At 48.4% G+C, this 22,012-nt stretch carries 14 protein-coding genes and 2 riboswitches; all 14 genes read left to right on the plus strand.

What is annotated here, in order from left to right; translation table 11 throughout:
- The 14 genes from ACN0TF_RS00090 (at position 1) to ACN0TF_RS00155 (ending at position 22,007) form a co-directional block, all read left to right on the plus strand.
- Positions 1-1,068 carry an ABC transporter substrate-binding protein gene (locus tag ACN0TF_RS00090; protein ID WP_417440277.1) on the plus strand — a complete coding sequence of 356 codons (1,068 nt, stop codon included), beginning with the start codon at positions 1-3 and terminating at the stop codon, positions 1,066-1,068.
- Entirely contained in the window at positions 1,047-2,666 is a 1,620-nt protein-coding gene (locus ACN0TF_RS00095) for an ABC transporter permease subunit (RefSeq protein WP_417440278.1), read from the plus strand. The genes ACN0TF_RS00090 and ACN0TF_RS00095 overlap by 22 nt, the downstream gene beginning before the upstream one ends.
- Positions 2,650-3,318 (plus strand): ATP-binding cassette domain-containing protein, encoded by a 669-nt coding sequence (locus ACN0TF_RS00100; RefSeq protein ID WP_417440279.1) that lies wholly within the window; start codon positions 2,650-2,652, stop codon positions 3,316-3,318. Before ACN0TF_RS00095 ends, ACN0TF_RS00100 begins: the two co-directional genes overlap by 17 nt.
- Positions 3,311-3,949: a CDP-alcohol phosphatidyltransferase family protein gene (locus ACN0TF_RS00105; RefSeq protein ID WP_417440280.1), complete on the plus strand. Its 639-nt coding sequence runs from the start codon at positions 3,311-3,313 to the stop codon at positions 3,947-3,949. The genes ACN0TF_RS00100 and ACN0TF_RS00105 overlap by 8 nt, the downstream gene beginning before the upstream one ends.
- Entirely contained in the window at positions 3,942-4,745 is an 804-nt protein-coding gene (locus tag ACN0TF_RS00110) for a sterol desaturase family protein (RefSeq protein WP_417440281.1), read from the plus strand. The genes ACN0TF_RS00105 and ACN0TF_RS00110 overlap by 8 nt, the downstream gene beginning before the upstream one ends.
- 103 nt (positions 4,746-4,848) lie before the next feature.
- Positions 4,849-4,944, plus strand: a riboswitch (cyclic di-GMP riboswitch).
- Positions 4,945-5,052: 108 nt separating this feature from the next.
- Positions 5,053-6,759 carry a ShlB/FhaC/HecB family hemolysin secretion/activation protein gene (locus ACN0TF_RS00115; protein WP_417440282.1) on the plus strand — a complete coding sequence of 569 codons (1,707 nt, stop codon included), beginning with the start codon at positions 5,053-5,055 and terminating at the stop codon, positions 6,757-6,759.
- A gap of 14 nt (positions 6,760-6,773) precedes the next feature.
- A complete protein-coding gene (locus ACN0TF_RS00120) occupies positions 6,774-16,703 on the plus strand; it encodes a hemagglutinin repeat-containing protein (protein WP_417440283.1) in 9,930 nt (3,309 codons plus the stop codon).
- Positions 16,703-17,191 (plus strand): hypothetical protein, encoded by a 489-nt coding sequence (locus tag ACN0TF_RS00125; protein ID WP_417440284.1) that lies wholly within the window; start codon positions 16,703-16,705, stop codon positions 17,189-17,191. Before ACN0TF_RS00120 ends, ACN0TF_RS00125 begins: the two co-directional genes overlap by 1 nt.
- A gap of 108 nt (positions 17,192-17,299) precedes the next feature.
- Positions 17,300-17,635, plus strand: a complete 336-nt coding sequence (gene imm45 / locus ACN0TF_RS00130; protein WP_417440285.1) for an Imm45 family immunity protein — start codon at positions 17,300-17,302, stop codon at positions 17,633-17,635.
- On the plus strand, positions 17,610-17,933 hold the full coding sequence (locus tag ACN0TF_RS00135; protein ID WP_153848891.1) for a hypothetical protein: 324 nt from the start codon (positions 17,610-17,612) through the stop codon (positions 17,931-17,933). Before imm45 ends, ACN0TF_RS00135 begins: the two co-directional genes overlap by 26 nt.
- Position 17,934: 1 nt before the next feature.
- Positions 17,935-18,528 (plus strand): DUF6990 domain-containing protein, encoded by a 594-nt coding sequence (locus tag ACN0TF_RS00140; protein WP_417440286.1) that lies wholly within the window; start codon positions 17,935-17,937, stop codon positions 18,526-18,528.
- 33 nt (positions 18,529-18,561) lie between these two features.
- Entirely contained in the window at positions 18,562-19,161 is a 600-nt protein-coding gene (locus ACN0TF_RS00145; protein ID WP_417440287.1) for a DUF6990 domain-containing protein, read from the plus strand.
- A 116-nt stretch (positions 19,162-19,277) separates the two neighbouring features.
- Complete coding sequence (locus tag ACN0TF_RS00150; RefSeq protein ID WP_417440288.1) at positions 19,278-20,327, plus strand: hypothetical protein; 1,050 nt, start codon at positions 19,278-19,280, stop codon at positions 20,325-20,327.
- 201 nt (positions 20,328-20,528) lie between these two features.
- Positions 20,529-20,624, plus strand: a riboswitch (cyclic di-GMP riboswitch).
- A gap of 36 nt (positions 20,625-20,660) precedes the next feature.
- On the plus strand, positions 20,661-22,007 hold the full coding sequence (locus ACN0TF_RS00155; RefSeq protein WP_417440289.1) for a hypothetical protein: 1,347 nt from the start codon (positions 20,661-20,663) through the stop codon (positions 22,005-22,007).
- Positions 22,008-22,012 lie beyond the last annotated feature (5 nt).

Raw genomic sequence — 22,012 nt, forward strand, 5'->3', positions numbered from 1 at the left:
ATGCGTTTTACTGCTGCCATCAGTTTATTGCTCGTGACACTTTTTTCCGCCGTACCTTTAAAGGCAGAAGTGGTTAACTTTTATGCCTGGGGTGGCTCGCCGGAAGTAAACAGTTACTTACGTTGGGCGCAAAAAGAACTGCAAGAGCAGGGCATTCAGTTTCGCCATAATAAAGTGGCGGATGCCTCCGAGGTGGTTAAGCAGATTATAGACGGCCATTCCAACGCGGATATTATTTGGATAAACGGCGAAAATTTCCATGCACTGAAAGAGGCTGGCGCTTTGCGTTCCATTGCCGGTGAAATTAAGGCAATGAACAACATTAACCCGGAGCTTAACTGGCAAACTGACTTCGGCGAGCCAGTGGAAGGGCTGGAAGTGCCCTGGGGCGTTGGGCAATTTAACCTTATTAGCCGCCCCGGGCTTTTCGCCAAAAAAACGGTGAGCGCCGAGAGCCTACTTAACGCCGCCCGGGAAAATAAAGGGCGCATCAGCTACCCCAAACTGCCGGACTTTCATGGCACTACCTTATTAAAATCGTTGTTGTTGTCTCTGTGTCCGCAACAGCGCGACCTATTTCAGCAGCCGGTGAATAGCACCAATGCAAATGAACTAACAGAGCCTTTATGGAGCTATTTAGACAAACTGCACCCGCTGTTATGGCAGCAGGGCGAGAACTTTCCGTCTTCAGCCGGTGAGCAAATTTCTTACCTGGCAAATGGTCAGTTACTGATGGCGGTGAGTTTTAACCCCAATGATTATGAAACCCTGGTCAATCAGGGGCGGTTGCCTGCGGGCGTTGAGCGTCATACGTTGTCAGACAAAGCCATAACCAATAATCATTATTTGGCGGTGCCGACCAGCTCCAATAACTCCGAAGCTGCGAAAACGGTTATCGAGTTTTTATTGTCTGAAAAAGCGCAGCAACGAAAAGCCGATACCAACCGCTGGGGCGATCCTTCCGTTCTCAAAAGTGCGCAAGGCTCATCGCTGCTGGAACCCACCGACGACTTTCATGCAAGTTGGCAGGAGTATCTGGAGCGGGAATGGTCCGCGCGTTATCAATAGTTGTCTGGTTATTGCTGATCATCCTGCCGGTTGGCAGTGGTGTGCTCTTTCTGCTGTTCACGTCATTTGACCCTGAAACCGGCGTCAACGTAATAGCCTTAACTGAGCTGCTAGCAGATTACGATTCAATAGCTTCAAGCCTTATACTCGCCGTCGCGGCACCATTAATTGCTTGTTATCTGGCGTTATGGATGGCGCCGGTATTATTAAAAAACGCTCGCCTGCAGCAACTGCTGTCTCCACTTTTGTCCATTCCGCATGTGGCCTTTGCGGTCGGCCTTATGTTGTTAATGAGCCCGTCCGGCTGGCTGATACGTTTAACCGAAAGCATCAGCGGCATGTTTCCGGCACCACCGGCAGGCTGGCCATTACCGGAAAAGTCGCTATTAACCGTTATGGTGGTTCTAATTTTAAAAGAGCTGCCATTTTTACTACTAATGATATCGGCTCAGTTAAAACAATTGCCCGTTAATTCGTGGATGACCCAGGCACAGAGCTATGGTTACAGCGAACGGCAAGCCTGGTGGCGCATTGTTACGCCGGAACTTTTAAGACGTCTGACGCTGCCAATGGCGGCTGTCATTATTTACTCGCTGTCAGTGGTCGATATTCCGCTGTTAGTGGGCAGTAACACGCCGGGCGTGCTGGCGCAGCGCGTGTATGAATGGAGCTTTCAGTTCTCAGCCGGTAGCCAGGTTAAGGCAATAACCGGTGCCTGGGTTTTACTGGCTATGGCTTTGGTACTTCTGCTAATAAATGCCCGGCATTATGCTTTGTATCGCCGCTTCGTGCTCGGTAAAAAAGTAACCCACCCTGTAAAACCCAACACACATAAAGCTAGCCGTTATACCTGGATTCTTCTGGGTGTACTGTCGTTGGGGGTTATTGTTATTTTAGCCCTGCAGAGCTTAGCGACACATTGGTTTTATCCAAACTTGTGGCCGGCAGAGTTAACCCTTGAGCGCTGGCAAAGCGAGTGGGCTTATTTAACCGAACCCACGCTAAACAGTTTATGGCTGGCGCTGCTCAGTGCGTTGGTTGGTACGCTAGCCGCAATTGTTCTGCTACAGCGGCAACGACAGAAAGCCGCCGCTTCGTTTTACTGGCCTGTACTTGTGGCGTTGTTTATTCCGCAGGTGCCTTTGGTACTTGGTTGGCAACGGCTAGTTGGTGGGCAACTGAGTAGTGGCTGGCAAGCCTGGTGGGTGTTCTGGTCTCATGCCGTTTATACTCTGCCTTACGCCTACTTGGTTTTGCACGGGGCTTATACCCGCTTTAACGAGCAATGGCTAACCCGGGCTCAAAGCCTGGGTTATAGCTACCGGGCCGCCTGGTGGCGAATTATGCTACCCATGCTAAAGCAGCCCATAGCAGTGGCTTTTGCGGTCGCCTTTTCGGTCAGTATTGCTCAGTACCTGCCAACTCAATGGTTGGGGCAGGGCTTAACGCCCACTTTAACCACCGAAGCCGTTAGCATTGCCAGCGGCGGCGACTGGCGTATTGGCAGTCTTTATGCGCTGTTACAAATGCTACTGCCACTGGTGGTGTTTATTGCTGTCGGACTCATCGGGACAAAAAGTTATGCTGAACATTCGTAACCTCGAAATAAAAAAGCGCACAAAAAATGGCACTGAACCTTTATTCAGCCTGAATGAACTGACGGTTGAAAAGGGTGAGATTGTTACCCTGATGGGCCCGAGTGGCGTAGGTAAGTCGACCTTGCTGCGCTGGGTTCTTGGTGAGCCCTTGCCTAATTTTCATATTCAGGGCGAGTTAAGGTTAAACGGCGAAGATATCGGCGAGCGCTCAGTTGCCGCACGCCAACTTGGCATGATGTTTCAAAAAGGTGGTTTATTTCCGCACTTAACGGTTGAAGAAAACTGTTATTTTGCGCAAAAGCCTCGCTCAACACTAAACCGCCAGCAGCAAAAAGACAAAGCTCTAGCCATGCTGAACAATCTGGGGTTAACGGATAAATGGACGGCTTACCCTGACAGCTTAAGTGGCGGGCAATACGCGCGTATCGCATTAATCTGCTCATTATTAGCAGAGCCGCAGGCCATGTTACTGGACGAACCGTTTTCGGCATTAGATGCCAGCTTGCGAGAAGATGTCAGGCAGTGGACCTTTGCACAACTCAAAGACAAACAAATGCCAACCTTATTAGTCACTCACGACATTACAGATGCTTGCGGTCGTGTGCTTGAAATACAGGCCACTGAGGTAAAAGGAGTCGCCGCCAATGTTTGATCCAAAGCTACTTCCGGCAACCCGAAAAATTCTCGACGTACCTGCGCGCCTACTAGTTCGTGCTGGCGTCAGTGCTGATCAGGTTACCATAACGGGGTTTATAATCGGTTTGCTGGCGGTGCCATTTTTAGCCTTTGAGCTTTATGAATTCGCGCTGGTGGCTATTTTACTAAACCGCCTGTGCGACGGTCTGGACGGTGCAGTAGCAAGGCGCACTCAACTGACCGATGCCGGTGGCTTTCTTGATATTGTGCTGGATTTCATTTTTTACAGTGCTGTGGTCTTTGGTTTTTTATTGGCCTCGCCCGAGCAGAACGCCATTGCCGCGGGCTTGTTGTTAGTCACATTTATGGGTACCGGCTCAACTTTTCTGGCTTTTGCCAGCGTTGCCGGAAAGCGCGGTATTGAAAACCCGGAATATCCGAATAAGTCGCTGCATTATATGGGCGGTTTAACCGAAGGTTTTGAAACCATTTTAGCTTTTGTGGCGTTTTGTCTGTGGCCACAGCACTTTTCCGTACTGGCCTATATATTCGCTGCCGCCTGCTGGCTTACCGCAATAACCCGCATTGTTGCCGGTTACCGCACACTGAAAAAGCCAAAGGCAAAGCCGGAGGGCACCGATGTCTGAAACGATCTGGCGCTTAAGTATTTTTCTTGGCGTATTGCTTATTATGGTGTTGTGGGAAGTTGCCTCGCCTAAGCGCAAGCCCCGCTACAGTCGTAAACAGCGCTGGCCGGCAAACCTCGCCATAGTTGCCGTCGATACAGTATTGCTGAGAATTATTGCGCCCGTTGGCCTGACCGGAGTGGCACTTGTTGCATCAGAAAATGGCTGGGGGCTTTTTAATTACTTAAGCAAGGCGGGTACGGAAATACCCTTTTGGCTGGCGATGGTAGCCAGCATTGTCGCACTGGATATCGTTATTTATTGGCAGCATAGGCTATTCCACCGCATTCCTATATTATGGCGAATGCACCGGGTGCACCATGCCGACCCGGATTTTGACGTCACCACCGGGTTGCGCTTTCACCCCGCCGAAATTGTGCTGAGTTTTTTCATAAAAGCAGCCGCCATTCTTGCTCTGGGCGCTCCGGCGTTAGCCGTTATTGTGTTCGAAATTATTCTTAATGCCTGCTCTTTGTTTAATCATGGCAATGTGGCTCTGCCCAAACCGGTCGAGAAGCTCGTGCGCAAAGTGCTCATTACCCAGGAGCTGCATCGTATTCACCACAGTACAGAAAAAGAAGAAACCAACAGTAACTACGGCTTTAGTGTCAGTTGGTGGGATCACCTCTTTAGTAGCTTCACCGCAAAGCCAAAGGCCGGTTCCGACAATGTCGATATTGGCCTGCACGAATACCGCGACGCAAAACTCACCACCAAACTTTGGGGCTTATTGAAGATTCCCTTTACCCGGAATTAGAGTGTAAAGAAATAGTAAAGAAAAGCTTGTTTATTTGTTAATTTTTGTGTACTTTCCTGCTCCTCAGCTTGTAACTATTTTTCAACATGTCTTACAGGCTAAGAAAATTAAAAGGCAAACTGCACCGAAAGGGCAGGACGCAAAGCCGCTGGTCTAACCGCTTTTCAATGAAAAGTGGATGACGGCAGTAGCTGCATTAGCTTAGTCGCATCAGTTTGACGTGCTTTTCTGTGTCGTTTGCCTGTATTTAAGGTTCGGTACCGCTATTGTCGGTGTCAGGTTTGTAACGCTCAGGGAAGACACAGTCGTGATTGACTTAACAAAAGTCCGGCACTTGAATATCGGGATACTGCTAACATTAGCGTGCCTGGTAAGCTTCGGAGCACAGGCGCAGAGCTTGTCCGAACACGAAAAGCTCATTAAACAAGGGCTGGACCGGCTTAAAGAGCAAACCGCACCCCTGAAACAACGCCCCGACGTGCGCCTGCAACGTCCAGACTCCGCTATTACCGACTTCTCTAAGCTGGAAGATTCAGAGCAGTGCTTTGATATTTCCGTTATTCATGTCGAAGGCAGCCATAAGTTAGACCCCGAAGTCATCGCTGAAACCACAAAGCCATTTGTTGATCAATGTCTGGGGCTTTCAAAGATCAACGCGCTGGTTGGCGCCATTTCTAACCTCTACCTTGAACAGGGTTACGTGACCAGTCGTGCATACATAGCCCCGCAAGACTTATCCGACGGCAGTTTAGAGCTGGTTGTTGTGGAAGGCGTTATAGAAGGTTTTGACTCTGTTGACGGCAGTATTACCCCGCAGCAACTGAATTGGGCTTTTCCGGCACAACCGGGTGACATACTGAATATTCGGGCACTTGAGCACGGTATAGAAAACCTGAATAGCGTGGCGCAGAATAACTCCCGAGTTGATCTCACTCCCGGGAAAGAGCAGGGCGGTACGCTGGTTGCTATTACGAATCAGTTGGCCAGATCCTGGCGCGGCTCTCTGGGGTTGAATAATAACGGCGTGCCAAGTACCGGGGAATATCAGTTAGACGGCAACCTGGTGTTTGACAATGTATTAGGCCTTAACGACACCAGCTTTTTATCCGCTTCAACCAATATTGGTAAGCACGACTTACCCCATGCTGAGTCACGCAGTTACGCCGCTTCCTGGTCAATTCCTTTTGGCTATTGGCAGTTCTCTCTGAACAGCAATTATTACGCCTACGAGCAGGTTGTAGAGGGGAACGCCCTTAATTTCGCTATTTCCGGCTCGTCATTAAATAGCGGCTTAGAGCTGGGGCGTAATGTGTATCGCAGTCAAACCGGCAAGCTGGACCTTACCCTCGGCTTTATTCGCAAGGACAGCGAAAACTATATTGAAGACATTTTTCTGGAAACCTCGTCCAGAACATTATACGTGTGGGATCTGGCCGCCAATTACCGACACTTTTTGCCTCAGGGGACACTGAATTTAAGCGCGGGCATTGTTAAGAGCGTGCCGTGGTTTGGTGCTAAGCGACAAGTGGTCGCAGCCGAAGACGACTACCAGTTTACCAAATACCGGCTGAATGTTGGCTTCAATACCGGTTTTGAATTAGCCGGACAGCCGTTGTTATACCGTGCTTCCGCCGATTTTCTGTATTCCCCAAAAGTTATTCTTGCGTCTGAAGGCCTGACGGTAGGCGGGCGCTATTCTGTCAGAGGCTTATCGCAAAGTAGCCTGTTTGGCTATAAAGGCGGTTACTTCAGAAACGACATGAGTGTGCCAGTGCAAACCGGCTGGCCTGTGCTGAATCAACAGCAGTACTTTTTTGGTCTGGACGCCGGTTGGTCCAATTTACCCGAATACCCGGACAAAAGTAGTGAATGGGTTGCCGGTTCAGTGGTTGGCGTCAAATTTTTCGATAATGACTTTAGTCTCACCCTTTCTTATGCCAGAGCACTCAGAGTGCCTGATTTCCTGCCCCAAAAGCAGCAGGAAATTGACGTCTCTGTCAGGTTTAATTTTTAATCAGGAAAACCGGTATGTTTAACATCAAATGGCGAGTTGTTGTAGCACGTACTTTAATTATTGTTCTGGCTGGAAACCCGCTCATTATGGCGGCGCATGGAATTGAAAATGCACAGCTTGCCGCCGGTCAGCAGGCGGCAATGAAGCGCTCTGCCAATGGTACTGAAGTCATTGACATTGTTGCTCCCAGCAAAAAGGGTGTGTCGCACAACAAATTTACTCAGTTCAATGTGACTCCCGACGGTCTAATTTTAAACAACAGCCAGGGGCCGGCTATGTCTGCCATTGGCGGCTGGACGGACGGAAACCGCCGTTTAGCCGGCGGGACTGCCAGCCTGATCCTAGCAGAAGTGACCAGCAACAAACGCTCAAGCTTGCGTGGTTATACCGAAGTGCTTGGTGACTCAGCCGAATTTGTACTGGCTAACCCTAATGGCATTAGCTGTAATGGCTGCGGTTTTATCAACACGCCGCGCGTTATGCTGGCTACCGGTACCCCAGATCTTATGAACGGCAACTTAATGGGTATTGACGTGACCGGTGGGGATGTCTCCATTGACGGTGCCGGGCTTAATGCCTCTAATGTCGATAAGTTCGATATTTTAACCCGCGCAATGCGCCTGAATGCTGCCTTGTATGCCAATGAGCTGAATATTCGTACTGGCAGCAACTACTACAATTTCGACACCTTACAGTCACGGAAAAGCTCGAATAACCCTGACAACTCTGCTGACTTTGAATTTGCTCTGGATGCATCAAGCTTAGGCGCTATGTACGCCAACAGAATCAGTCTGATTGGCACCGAGGCTGGTTTGGGTGTGCGCAGTAAAGGCCTTATTACCTCAACAGACAGTATGCAGTTAACCGCAGACGGCCAGTTGGAGTTAAAAAATACCATCGCCGGTGGTGACCTCGCACTGCGTTCAAAAAATGCCGATGTGATCACCCACGGCACCACCTACGGCAAAGATGTCAACATAAAACTGGCCGACACGCTTCACAACAACGGCATCATTGCAGCGGCGGACAGCATGGATATTACCGCTGCAGAGTTACAGCAAAATGGCAATTTAATTGCCGGTCTTAGCCAGCAGGGGGAATGGCTTGCAGGAGCTTCTCAGCAATTAAATGTCAGCGGTACCCTTGTCAACCGCGGTCGCATTATCAGCCAGGGGCAGCAAACACTGTCAGCCAAACAGCTGAAAAATATCTCTGGCGCTTTATTGCAAGCCAACGAAACCACGCTGAATACCAAGAAACTGGCCAACAGCGGCGTTTTGAACAGCAACGCACTGACCATAAAAACGGAAACCGCACAGAACGCAGGCCATATTCAGGCGCAAGAATTAGCAATTGATGCGAAGCAATTTAAGCAAACACAAGGCGTGGTTTACCAGGCAGGGCCAAATGGACACTTAAGTTTTGCCGGTAATAATTTGCAGTTAGACGGCGGTGTGCTCGTTGCCGACGGTGATTCGCAAATTAATGCCTCAGATAGCATTCGAAACAAAGGCACCCTGCTTACCGCCGGTGATGCCAGCATTACGACGAAGAAGCTACAGAACACAGGCAGAATGACTGCCGGGCAACTGAATATTGACGCCTCTACGGTCACCAATGACTCCGATGCATTAATAGAAGCAACGCAGGCAAAGCTAAATACAGAATCTCTGCATAACGCAGGCACACTGCTGGCAACCGGAGAGCAGGGTGACTCATTGCTTTTGCAAACCGACGAGCTCACCAACCGTGGCCGTATTGAAAGCCATGGTGAAAACCTGACATTGAACAATGTCGAGCTTGATAACCGCCAGGGTGAAATCTACCAGCATGGTGACGGTGCGCTGCAATTAAACTTTCTGGGTGACCTGCGTAACAACGGTGGTGAAGTTTATTCTGCCGGTCAGCTGAATATTACAGGTGGCGACGTTGATAATACTGGCGGAGCCCTGACGGCACTGGAGTCGCTGAAACTGAAAGGCTCTGGCATCAGTAATAATGCCGGAGTGATGGCGTCTGATGGTCTGCTCGACATTAATGCTGATAATATTGATAACACCAGCGGTGCCTTGCAGGCGAATGCAATACAGCTGAACAGTCTGAAGGACTTGAACAATTCCGACGGAGCTATTAACGGTCAGACTGTGGATTTACGTGCGGGAACTCTCGAAAACACCAGCGGCGTTATTCTGGCCACGGACACGACCGGTGATGCTCTGCAACTAAACAACTTCGGTTTGTTGAATAATAACGGCGGTAACATAGCTTCAGCAGGTAATTTGTTGTTGAGTGCAGAGCAGGTTAACAACGACGGACGCATTTCAGCGGAGAATAATCTTGAGCTTAATGCCACCAAACTGAACAACAGCCAGTTACTTTTCGGCCGCAATAACGCATCAGTTAATGCCGAGACCATTAACAACAGCGGCACGTTGACCGCAACTCAGCTGACAGCCTCTGACTTTGGTTTGTTGCAAAACAGTGGTCGCATTGAAAGCGACTCCGCCAGCTATACCGGTGACACATTGGATAACCTCGGTGGCGGGGTGCTCATTAATGCAGGCTCTGGGGCGAACAGTCTGGAACTGAATGTAGCTGGCCTGAACAACGCAGGCACGGTACACAACAGCAGTCAGAATATGAACTTGGGCGGTAATCTGACTAACAGCGGCAGTATTATTCACGCGGGCAGTGGTGACTTAGTACTGGGGAGCAACGGCTCTATACAGAATGCAAACGGTAGTATTGCCAGTGCCGGTACAGCGAAGCTCAAAAACAGTGTGACCGGCGCGGGTACGCTATACGCCACGCAGGGCATGGAGCTGGCCAGCAGTGGCACCTTTGTTAACAACAGTCAGCTGTACACTAAAGGCAATATTCTGGTTAACAGTGCGTTGGATAACCAGGGTGGTAGCCTGTTAAGTGACGGCAACCTGACCATTAATACCAGCGACAATGTGACCAACAGCGGTACTCTACAGGGGCAGAATCTAGACCTGAAAGCAGGCGCGCTAAACAACAACGCCGGTGTTATTACCTCAACCGGCAATGAAAGTGCTCAGATTGATGCTGCCAGCCTGAGTAACAACGGTGGCGTCATTCAGTCAACCAATGACAAATTTACCATCAATACCCGTATTGGCGAGCTCGATAATAGCAATGGCCAAATCAGCCATAATGGCAGCAACTTAACCCTGGACAGTGCGTCGCACCTTAATCAGCAGTCGGGCGTTGTGCAAAGCACGGGGCAGTTGGCGGTGAACGCTGAGGCTAACCTTAATAATACGGGCGGCGTATTAACCGGCAGCCAATATCAGTTAAACAGCAGTGGTAGTCTTAAAAATAATAGTGGCCGTATTGTCGGCTCCGGCAGTGGTGCCAGCAGTATTGAAAGTGGGGCTTTGGTTAACCGCAGCGGTTACATAGCAGCTAATGGTAATAACCTGACGCTGAATACAGCCGCGCTGGACAACAATGCCGGCAGTATACTGTTAGCTGGAACAGGTAATCTGGATATTACCGCAAGTTCAGTGGCGAGCGACGCGGCCAGTTCCCGTATTATCAGTAACGGTGCTATTAACCTTAATGGTGGCACCGAACTGAAAAATGCCGGGCAAATATCGTCAGCCAAACAGCTGAGCTTGAATGCGAAGACGTTAAGCAACAGCGGCACGCTGGCAAGTCGTGCCGGTAAAGTGGACATTGACAGCACCGGAACCCTGACGAATAGCGGTACGGTGTCAGGTGCGAAAGCGGTTGACCTGGACGTGCGCACGCTGAATAACCGCAATGGTAAGGTGCAGTCTGACGGCACTGTTGCTATTAACGTTAACAGCCTGAACGTCGGCCATATTCAGGCCCGCAATATTACGCTGGACAGCAATAACAGCATAGCGTTGCAAAGCAATGAGTCCATCAGTGCCGGTGGCAATATTGACCTGGATACGAATGCCAACATCAACAACAGTGGCACCATTGTCGCCAGCGGTACGCTTACAGCCGATGCTAAAGAGCTGACGAACAAAGCCAGCGGGCTTATACGCTCTGGCGGCAATGCCATATTAGATGCCAATAAATTAACTAATAACGGTACTGTCAGCAGTAACTCAGTATTAAAACTGGATGTAGCCAATACGAGCAACACAGGCACCCTTGCCGCGGGAACGCAATTAGATATAAACGGCAACATCAACAACAGTAACCTGCTGTTCGCCAGCAATCTACTCACCGTAGATGGCAACGTCAGTAATACCGGTAATATCTATTCCAATAGAGATGCTGCGATAAAAGGAACTACCGTAACCAATACCGGTGGTTCTATTGCGGCTGCGCGAGATTTAAGTATTAGCGGGAAAATTCTTAATACTTATACGGGGGATTTTTCCTATACAGCTGACAGTCCGACGACAACGTCGTCTTACCCTGATGGTAATCCTCATTTTTATAGTGACGACTATTATGACCGAGTTAGAAGCTGGACAACCACTAAAGAATTCAGGACTAGCCGGGTTTACCGGGCTGACTTAAATGGCAAGGCAGGTGTGATAGCTGCCGGAGGAAACTTAGGGTTAAACGGTAATATAACGAATAATTTCGGAACGATATCAGCTGTTGGTAATCTGGTGTTATCGGGTAGTAATTTAACTAATAACTCTGCGAAAAGTAGAAAAGAGACTGAGGTAACCCTCATAACGGAGCACTGGGAAAATATATGTTTGAGGGGATATTCAGGTTCTAATGGATACCATTGTACAGAACCAGGTGACCCTAAAAAATTAGACGAATCGGTAACAGGCACCTACGACGAAACCACCTATATCGAAGGCGAAAACTACGGCACCATTACCGCGGGTAACATCAGCGGTAACTTGTCCGGCTCGATAGAGTTAAACGATGTTACCCCTTCAGATGTTAATGGAAAGAATGTTAATACCAAGGCTAGCGGCTCTCGTGGCAGCGCGTCGCGCGGTAGCAGTGCCAGCAATAATAACGACACAAAAGTCGTCGTTCTCCGCACAGACGGCAACAGCGAGAATATCACCGAAGCTGAGCGTCTGGCGGACGCCGGTAACGCCACAATGCCCGCAGACAATGCGGAGCTTATAAAGACCTCCTCCCCCAATAAGTTAGGAGCGAACACCTCGGGTCCTGGTGTGCAGGGCGTGGGCTTTATGACGCCGGATATGGCCGACAGTCTGCGTATGTCGCAAGGCATTGCGCCAGAAGCACCGGGCGTACAACAAGGTGTGGGTGCGGTTGGTAATGGCAATATTGCGAATGAATCTGACTACAACCCCGACTTAATTATTAAGGGTCTGGTGGATGACCAGAAGGGCACGCTTGCCCAGCAAAAAGGGAGCGTTCAGCAACAGGAAAGCATCCAGCAGCAGAAAAACGCTCAGCAGCAAGCTGCAGGCCAACGCGCCGGTCAAAATGTGTTTATGACCGACGAGCAAATGCGCGTACTAACCGAGGACTTAGGCTTTGACGCCGACGTCATTAACAAGGGACAGGAAGGCCTGTACAGCGCTATTAGCCAGAATGACTTACTGGAAGACGGTGTCACCCTAAGTGCAACCGGTGTCATAGACATTACCGCCGACGCAGGCCTGAACATTGACAGTGGCATTGCTGCCGGTGAGGGCTTGATCCTGCGCAGCGAAGGCGGCCTGAATATGGGCGACTACGGCCATTTTGACAGCGACAACTTACTGGGTCTGCAACTGGGTGGCGATTTCACCAACGACATGTCACTGGAAAGCGACACGCTGTGGTTCGATATTGGCGGTGACTTTACCAACCAGGGCGAGTTAACCGGTAACAATGTCTTAAGCATCAATGCCGGTGACGACCTTATCAACCAGAGCCTGTTAAGCGGCGGCAACGTTGTGCTGAACGCGGGCGGCGATATTGTGAACCGCACCGAGTTTAACCAGCATACGTACGAGCGAAACAACGGTAACAGCGGCACCTATACCATTGTGGGCGACAGCCCTGAAATTATCTCCGGCGAGAGCCTGAGCATGAATGCCGGCAATAACCTGGACTTACAGGGCAGTCAGTTGGGCGCTGCAGGCGACATTAGCCTGCACGCCGGTAACGACGTACTGCTGAACGCCGTAGAAAAAGTGAACGGTCACGAGAGGTACTTTAAAGGCGGCTACGATATCGAGCTGGATCGCACCTACGACGTGGTCAGCCTGGAAGCCGGCGGTAACTTAAGTGTGGTAGCGGGCAATAACCTGGAATCTGAGGGGGCTCAGTTTGGTGCCGGAGGCGTCGCAGCACTTGCGGCCGGTAATGAAATGAATCTGATGGCCGTGGTGGAATCACACTACGACGCCGATAAAAAGACCAAAAAGAGCTTCTTGAAGAAAAAGGTCACCGAAACGGTTAGCCATCATGAAGAAGTACAGGGCACCGCTATTACGGCTGAGAATATCCTGCTTAACGCGACCGTTGATAGTTCTGGTCAGGTTGTTGAGCAAGGGGGCGGCGATATCACCCTGGAGGGTGGTGAACTCAATGCCAGTGAGAATATCATTGGCTTTGGTGAGGACATTACTCTTACGGCAGGCACCTATCAGGACTACGAGTACAGCCACACCAGCAAAAGCAGCTTTGGCGGGCTTAAGTCTAGCAGCCGGGAAGACCTTGCGCAGGACGACCTGTTAGATGGCTCAACGCTATCGGCAGGCGGCAACATTCTGCTGAATGCAGGAAATAACCTGAATATTCTGGCCAGTCAGTTAGATGGCGACAATATCGGCCTGACCGCGTTTAACGACGTGCTGATAGCCTCGGGTGAAGAGAGCAGCATTCGTGAATCACGCAGTAAATCCGGTGGGTTCTTCAGTGGTGGCAGCTTATTTTCCTCCACTGAAGCGTTAACGGGCTCAGCCAGCATTACGGCAGACAGCTCCGTTATTGACGCCAGCGGCAATATTGTGATTGATGCCGGCAGTGCCACGGTAATAGGCTCCTCGCTGGATGCCGATGAAGGCATAGCCGTGAAAACCGATATTGGCGATATTCAGGTGCTGGCGGCGAAAGAAACCGAACAGCACTATGAATACCGGAAAGAAATGGATGTTGGTTTTGGTGATGTGCTAGATGCAATGAGCGACCCGGCCGGTTTGCTCAAAAATACCTACGACAAGAGCAAAGACAGCGGGCGGGCAAGCTTAACCATCGCCAATGCGGATTACTTAGAATCTGAAACTAACGTCGATATTACCCGACATAAAGGCAGTGAAATTACTGCCGGGACTGACGTCACCTTCGATTCTATTAACAACATCAATATCGAAGGCAGTAATATCCATGCTGATACAGATGGTGATAGTGACGGGGCGCTCAGCCTGAAAGCTGGTAACGATATTCGCGTAGCCGATGTTACTGACACCTACAGCGAAAACAACAAGACCACTGAAGGCTCCGCAGAAGTTAGCGTCATGGTCACGCATCAGGCCGCCGAGATGGCGAACGCAGCCGTAGCGGTAAAAGACGCAGCTGAGCAGTTGAAGGATACCCGGCGCAACTACAAAGCCTGGCAGCAGCAACAAGACACCTTAAAAGCACAGCTGACCAAACTTGAAGGTGAACTGGCACAAGGTGCTCCCGGTGTAACCCAGGCCGACGTCGATGATTTACGTACGCAGATTGATATTCTTGGTACGGATGAAGAATGGCATCTGGCTAATATCGCTGTAGCTACTACGAACCTAGCCACAGCAACAACCAACCTTACCGGTCAGTCCTTGACCAGTGCTGCCAGTAGCACGACCTGGGGCTTTAACGGTGGTCTGGAGCTAGATATCAATGCGTCAGTGACTGAAAGTCAGACACGGGAGAGCACATCCGTAGGCTCTAACCTGTCCGGCTCCGGTGTTTACATTGAAACGGGCGAGGACGGCGAGCTGGCGGTAGCTGGCTCAGCAGTCAGCAGCACGGATGATATGGTGCTGGATGTCGGCTCACTGGATATGCAGGCCGGAGTCAGTACGCACGACAGCCGGACACAATACAAGCAGGGCAATATTAATGTCAGTCAGACGGTATGGGGTGCCGCAGCCGGCGGCCCATCTATTAGCGGCAGCTTAAGCCTTGGTGAGCAGCGAGACCACAGCACCACCCATACGAATGCCAGCCTGACAGCGGATGGTCACATGGATATGACCGTGCATGACGACGCTACACTTGTCGGTGCGACTGTGCATGCCAACGAAGGCTTAACGGCCAGCATTGGTGGTGATTTAACGCTGGAATCGGTTCAGGACCTTGCCTACGGCTCAAATCAGGGCGCCGGTATCAGTGGCGGTATGAGCTTTGGCGGCGTTTACACCAATGAGGGAGGTGCGGGCGCAGACCCGGAGCAAGTTACCCTCACTACTGCACGGGGGCAGGACGAAGCCAGCGGCGCGAACGCAGGCGCCAATACCAGCAAAGGCCGTTACTACAACAAAGAAACGGTATTAAGCAGCATCACCTCCGGTGGTGAGGTCGACATTACAGTAGACGGCCATACCGACTTGACGGGGTCCGTTATTGCCAGTATTGACGAAAACGGCAACGACACTGGTGACTTAAACTTAACAACCGGCAGTCTGGACTTTACTGACTTAACCGACACCCATTACAGCACCGACAGCAGCGTTTCGTTGAATACCAATGTGCTGCTGGGTGAAAACACCACCCCGCCGCCCAAAGGCGTCACCACACAACCACAGGACAGTAAAGGTGATGACCAGCCTTCCGGCACCACAAACCTGGGGCTTCATGACAGCAGCAGCTATGGCAAAGACAAAACCTTAGCCACCGTGGGTGAAGGCAATATCACCGTTGGCGGCGAAGAAGCTGACCCGGAAGGACTGAACCGCGACACCGACAGCACCGACAAAGAGCTGTACAGCGTAGACCGCACCAAAGCGGATTTGGATGTTACGGTCGATAACCAGACTCTGGCTGAAGTGGCTGACGCGGTTGTGGCTGCCAAACGGGAAATTCAGACCTGGGGCGACCAGGCTCCTGAGGAAATTCAGGCCTTTATTCCGGGTATAGAAAACTTTATTGAAGACCAAATTATCAATGGTAAAGACGTTGATGGGTTGTTGAATGCGGTTAAGTCGGAGGAATTTAAGGAAGCGGCCGAGAAATTGCAGCCTCTGGTTGACCTGGTCCAGAACAACCCAGAGTTGCTGGAAGAAGCGTTAGAAGCAGGAAAAGAGATTCGTCCGGACCAGATAGTCAAGAATGCTGACGGTGTGGAAACGATAGTCGTCACGGGAAACAGAGGAATACCGGTAAAAACCGAAGTACTGCATGCCATGGGCATCATGAATGAGGCTGTGGAAGCTGTTATGGAAAGTGAGTCAGGGCAGATGGTACAGTTACTGGGTGCCGCACTGGGTGGCTTACCACGACTGGTCGCCAGTACCGCGGTTGACCAGATAGCAGGCGATGAGCTTGCCGAGCTGCAACAAAATGCAGCGGTTGCTATTGGCGCATGGGGCACAGACAGAAGCTCCGGAGAGTTCAGTGAAGATGTCGCCGATGAGCAGATATACAAGCACTCGGAGTTCTACCAAACGGTAGAAGGCGGTGCTAGCCTGTCGATGAACCTGGCTGCCATTCTGATAACCGGAAAGGTTGTTAGTGGGAAGAAGGGGGTAATCAAAGCTAGCGAAACCATAGGGCGACCTGTTGAAGCTGTTATCGGGAATAAGAAAAGACTTTTAAGGGTTGATATCGAACCCAACGGTAAGCTGCAAATACAGTCTGGTAGTGGGAAGAAATCAATCGTTGATTTTAGGCCTGACCTATCAAAGCCCTTGGCTCCTCAAATTAATAAGCAATTTAAGCGGCTGCCGCAGTCCTCCAGAAATCAGTTGATTAAAAATGCTGAAAAAGGTTTAAAGCGACTCCAAGACACAGGAAATATGTAATGTATTCTAAGTATATTATTTTGATAGATAAGAATGCCACTCTTCCTAGTCGATCATCGATAGTTGAACGTGCTTGGGGGAAAGACGTTCCCATTTCCTTTGTACAAGATAATGAGGTGTTAAATGACGCCTCTTATTTAGACTTTAAGGTGAACAAGTGGGAGGCAAACGGCAAATGGTCTGAGATGCAAGATCAGGAGCCGTTGATAAGGGTTGAAATATTTCGTGAAGAGAGAATTGCAGATTTTATGCGCGAGAATGAACTTCAATGTACTTTTGATTACGAGGGTTATTTTTTAGTAGCTCTCGAACTAGATGATGGGTGGCACGAAGTCGATCAATTTCTTTTGGCGCGTGTGGTGAATGTATTAGCGGAGAATCAGAAGCTTTATGCTTACGACGATGTTAAAGGGTATATTGATTGTGGTGATTGCCTTCAATCATTGCCGTCAAAAGAGGCTGTTAGAAAATCTGTTTTTTTGAACTGATAAGGGGCCGTTAACATCGTTTGCATGGGAGTGGCACTAAAAAAGCAGTTTATTTTTGCTTGTTGTTAAGCAAAGATAAATTAGTGTTGGGGGAGAGATGATTAGGAAATGAACTGGATACGTTTAATTGAAAGTAAAGAAGAATACCTAAGTCGAGGAGCTGTATTACGCGCAAAAGGCTCTTTCCCTTATGAGCCTTTAGTGGACTTTATGGTATTTGATCCATCTGAATCAGGTTTGGGGCAGGGATTAATTGTCACTACGGGTTACAAAGCGGGACTCATTTTGGTCCTACTCCCAGCCGACTCGTGTGGTGATGGAGGAGGACGAAGTATTGATAAGCAATGGTTGGTAAATAACTGGGAGAAATGGGCATATCCTGACTGTAAAGTCTCGGAGGTTTATATGCTTGAGAACTATGAATGCTCAGACTTTTCTGGATGATTTGTCCCGTTCACATCGTTCGGGTTCTACCCAGATTTTTCTGGATGATGCTGAAGAAAACTTTGAAACAGTAGTTCAAGGTTCATCATCCCCAGCTCTTACGGAAGGCGGTTCAAAAATCAATCTGATTTCCTTTGGCATTTACAGCAAGATTAACCTGATGTTGACCATCTCACTATTCAATCGTGAGGGGGAAGCTATCAAAGTTAATTATCAACCGGGTTTAACAGTTTCTGAAGCGGTTTATCCAAACGGTATTCCCGTGATAATTCAACGTGAAGCGGGTTTGGTAGGTTAAAGTGAAAAAAGCTGAAGTGATTAAATACTTTAAAAGTCATTACCCAGCCGAAAATGAGGGAGGGGGAGATTGGCGCTTTACTTTAAAAGACGATGAGGTTGGATACTCTCATATGCGTCCCCAATTGCGTGGCAAACTGAGTAATCAAATTATCGGTGTCAGTTTAGTCATGGCACCTCGCTGGTACAGATCTTTAATGAGTGCCGTTCTCGCGAAGGAAGCTGGTTTTTTGTTCTCGACCGGCGACGGTAATGTTTATATCAAAACTGGCGGCGAAGTTACCGAAGCCCATTTAAATGAAATAACGCAAATGGCGTTGAACTGGTTTAGAAAGTGTTGCGCTGAAGATTTTATTGCGCCGGAGCTAAAACGTAAATACGAGATCTATAATCGCCCGGGCGGCTGGCAATACGATCATATCATTGCCTGTATCTTAAAAGGTGATATTGAAAAGCTCCAAAGCTATTTGGATGCCTTCAAGCGTGGCGACCGGATGGAGTTTATTCCGCTTATTCAGCAAGAGTATTTCGAACGCGCCATCCCGTTGGCTGAGAAGTACCGCTCAGGCGAGCGGGTGTCTCCCGTTGCGTTTTAGTGAAGGCAATAAAAAAGTGAATTTAGGAACAACATGATGACAAAAGCTGAAATGATCACCTTTTTTAAGAGCCAGTATCCGATGGCGCAAAAAGAGGAAGAAGGTTGGCGTTTCATTTTAAATGACGATGACATTTATGTAGCCGATACGCGTCTCCAGCTGTTTGATTATCCTCTTGGGCAATCAATCAGCGCACTTCCAACATTGACTCCCCGATGGTTTGATAGTTTACGTAATGAAATTTTTCAGTATGAGAGCAGCATACCGCTATTCACGACTGATGGATGGGGAATTGAAATTAGTACTGGCTGGAAGGTAAGCGAATCGAATTTAGTGTTAATGGCAAAAATGATAAATGACTGGGTTCACAAGCGTTGCTCGGAAGAGTTTATTGCCAAGGAGCTTAAGGATAAATACAGAGCTCATAATCGACGCGGCACATGGCCCTTTATCCATATCATCACTTGCGTATTAAAAGGTGATGTCGACAAACTACAAGGTTATCTGGATGCCTTTAAGCGTGGTGACCGAATGGAGTTTATCCCTATTATCAAGCAAGAGTATTTTGAGCGAGCCATTCCGCTGGCTGAAAAGTACCGTTCAGGCGAGCTGGTGTCGCCGATTGAGTTTTAATGCGGCTCACGGGGGTTCTTCTGGCAAAAAACTAACGTTGTCTGCTAAGAGTTAAGACGCGAAAATAAAAAAGACGGCGACTTAATGGCCGATAAATAATAATTCTAGGAAAAACAATGAAGTATTTAGCAATCTTGTTTGTATGTGTTTCTATTGCCAGCTTTAGTTCAACAGCTCAGGATAATAAAGAAGCCAGCAAGCATAGTTCCGCTAAAGCGGAAAACCAATACAAAGTACTTAATTTGTTGGAGCAATTGCAACTATTTCAATATGCTCAAGATTATCGGAATAAATGCGTTCGTCCATCTGAGTCTTTTTATCTTACCCTAGGGGTGTTGGAGATGATAAGTTCAGGTAAAGGAGCTAAGCCATCAAGTGAATATATTCCTGGCTTAGTGAGTTCGGTGGTTGATAAAGCTCAAGCAGCTAAAGGTAACTCTCAAATAGAGCGTCCAGATTTGGAGTTCGTGTCGCCGCCTACGGTGCTGGCTAACTTTGAGAGGGCTTCGGAGCAATGCATTGAATCAACCTTTAACTACTTAAACGATTTGTCGGGTAAATACACCTCTCTTGCTGAAGGCAAAGAATTCCCGTCAGATACTTCCGCCTTCAGTGCTTACATAGAAGCTAAAAGCACTCTTCTTTTAAGAAGTTATTCTATTGAAACGAATGAATATCGGCTGCATCCAAATACCGATGTTTTTACGCTAGACGGCTATACAGAATTTATGTTCCGCGTATACCAGTTTATGGTCACAAGTAATGAATTGATGGCTGCTCAAGAGCTAGAACAAGAACAACAGGAAAGGCTGATTCATTCTTTTCAACAGGTTCAGGAATCGCGTAAGAAAATTGATAAAGATTTTGGCGTGTTTAATGGACTTCAACTGGTATTTAAGCTGGCCAAAGATAAAGAAGGTAAACCGGTTGATTTTTCTGCTGATTTTAAGAAGCAGAAAGAAACAATTAATTCATCTGTAGATATTTTCTATCCGTTCATTGAAGAAATAAAAGCACAGTTCGACAGTTCAGGCGTAGATCTCAAAAAGGTCGTTCAATTGATGACTAGCTTAGATAGTCTGCTTGCATTGCATGAGCGACGTGTAAGCATTGTACGAGTTGAAGTTAAAAAAACTCTGGACGCTATGATCACTCAGGCGAAATAATTTCTATATTAAAGTCATAGACTTTATCGCGTCCCCGGCAGGAGTCTAACCTACGACCTTTCTACTTAAAGGCCGTGATGCTTACTATGGTGTCATCTGTGTTATAGAAAGGTTAAAAATAACTTGTCTATTTGTAAAGATTTGTATATCTTCTGACCGCCTAGCTTGTAGTAAACATTTCAACATTTCCCACAGGCTAAGAAAATTAAAGGGCAAACTGCACCGAAAGGGCAGGACGCAAAGCCGCTGGTCTAATAACTTTTCTATGAGAAGTGGATGACGGCAGTGGCTGTATTAACTTAGTCGAATTTCTTGAACAATTGTGAACCTAATATGAACCGTTATATAAAACCTATTTTACTGGCTTGTTTTAGCCTGTTATTGCTTAATGCCTGCGCTCAAACTTCAACAAAGACCTATCCACACAGTGATATCAAAATAAAATACTCAGTTCGCTACTTTGAGGCGGACGTTATTCAGTCAGTTCCGGAGTTTGAAGGTGACTACCTAAGCCGTGAACAGCTTGAAACAATAACAAAAGCGAAATTTATTAACTTGCTGAAAGAGAATGACTTATTGGCTGAAGAGGGTGATGTCAACGTGGTCGATCTGGACATTTTTGTTGATTATTCGCGCCGTTTTGTTGGCGATGCAACGCCTTTTCCTGTTGAAAAGATGCTCTCCCCAATAATTGCGCTGCATGAAGCCAGCTATTTAGGTGACATAGCCATTCGTAAAAACATCAATCGCGGAATGACGCTGAAAGGCATTTCTACCGGCCTTATTGGTGATAATACGGAATTAGAACGTGCAGCTACGGGGGCTATCGCCAATAGCCTGATGGAGCGTCTGCAAAACGTAAACCAGTACGATCGCAATGCGTTTGCGGCTATGACTGCCGGTATGACAGATAAGCAGATTGAACAGAAGCGACGTTATACCCAGAAGCAGGCACCCGTTAAAGTTCAGCCTCCGGGGCTGGCATCGGAGCAATACTTGCCTGAAGAACTCGTCCAGCAGTATCTGACGCGGTTAGCAGAAGGAAGCAGAGATGAGCGTATTGATCTCTATAAGCAGTTGGTCGGTGAGTGGAATAACAGCTCAGCAGTGTATGATGTGATAAATGCTACAGTCTTAGCGGGCTACGAGAGCACCAACGCGGACACGACAGAGGAAGTTATATGGGCTTCTAAAGCTCTGGCGTATTCTGGTTTAGAACGCTACCGGTCAACTCTGGATGCAGTAATGAATGGTAATGCTCCGGAAAGGTTGAAGAACTATGTTGAAGGTTATCTGGAGACGATGACTGATCGCACGAAGCAGGCCAAAGTGGTTCACAATGTTTCGACCATGTACCCAGAATTAGACTGGCAGACGAATCAGCTGATGAACATGTTAAACAGCAGCGATAAGCAGTTACGGGGAAATGCCGCGCAAGCTATCTATCGAAAGCATCTGAATAATGAACGGTTGTTAGATGAGATTAGCGATATTCTTCGTCAGGAAGCTAAGATACCGCGTAACCGTTATGTTGGATTCTCTGATTTCTATGCCTGGAATTGCCGGGTTCTGGGAAGTTCCGGTAATGTTAAGTACAAAGCGCTTCTGACGGATTTAGCCGAGAATGCCTATAGCCATAAAGTACGGGAATACGCTGACGAATTTGCCGATGAACTCTAAGTATT

The sequence above is a fragment of the Idiomarina sp. genome, assembly GCF_048265525.1.
Taxonomy (GTDB): Bacteria; Pseudomonadota; Gammaproteobacteria; order Enterobacterales; family Alteromonadaceae; genus Idiomarina.